Annotated in this window: 2 protein-coding genes; both read left to right on the forward strand. The window is 76.1% G+C overall.

The features are described 5' to 3' along the window. Positions 1-374, forward strand: a 374-nt coding sequence (locus tag PINTE_RS23595) for an SAV_6107 family HEPN domain-containing protein (RefSeq protein WP_084343907.1), incomplete at its 5' end; no start/stop codon positions are given. Positions 375-495: 121 nt separating this feature from the next. After that, positions 496-783, forward strand: a 288-nt coding sequence (locus tag PINTE_RS21490; protein ID WP_157087463.1) for a PHP domain-containing protein, incomplete at its 3' end; no start/stop codon positions are given.

Genomic DNA, 783 nt, shown 5'->3' on the forward strand with positions numbered 1-783 from the left:
GGGCGGCCCTGCTCGTGGCGAGGCGCACCCGCCGCGCCGGGCTCGGGCGGCACCCGGGCCAGGGCGCCGGAGCCGGTTCCAACGGGCCGGGCGACGGCCGGGTCGTGCAGGTGTGGGAGTCGCTGCGGGCCACGGCGCCGGAGTTCGGCGAATGGGCCGACTACCTGGAGCAGGTCGGGCTGCGGCGGGCCGAGATCGAGGCCGGTGCGGTGCCGCCCAGCACGCGGGAGGCGGACGACCTGCTGCGCGGCGCCGAGACGTTTCTCGGGCTGATCCGGGCCGCGCTCGGGCTCCCGATGGAGCGGATCGAACCGGCGCTCGCGGTCGCGGTCGTCGGAGCACCCGGCACCCGGAGCCTGTCGCGCCCCGGCTGAAACACCGGCGCCGACCGAACGGACCGCCCGTCGCTCTGCTGAACGGGCGACATAGCGCCCGTTCAGCAGAGCAACCCCGCCGCACGCCTACTCCACACGAGCCACAGGAAGGAAAGGCCACATGATCGGCGCCGACATGGTCCATCTGCACGTGGCGTCGAGCTTCTCGCTGCGCTACGGCGCGAGCCCGCCGGAAGAACTCGTCGCGGCGGCTGCGGCGCACGGCCAGTCGGCTCTGGCGCTCACCGACCGCGACGGGTTGTACGGCGCGGTCCGGTTCGTGCGGGCCTGCCAGGAGACCGGCCTCGCACCGGTGCTCGGGGTCGACCTCGCCCTCGGTGACGCCCCGGTGGCCCTGGCCGGGCCGGCGTCGACGGGCGTCGGCCCGCGGGCCACCCCGGCCAAGGGC

Source organism: Piscicoccus intestinalis NBRC 104926 (assembly GCF_001515525.1).
In the GTDB taxonomy this organism is placed as follows: Bacteria; Actinomycetota; Actinomycetes; order Actinomycetales; family Dermatophilaceae; genus Kineosphaera; species Kineosphaera intestinalis.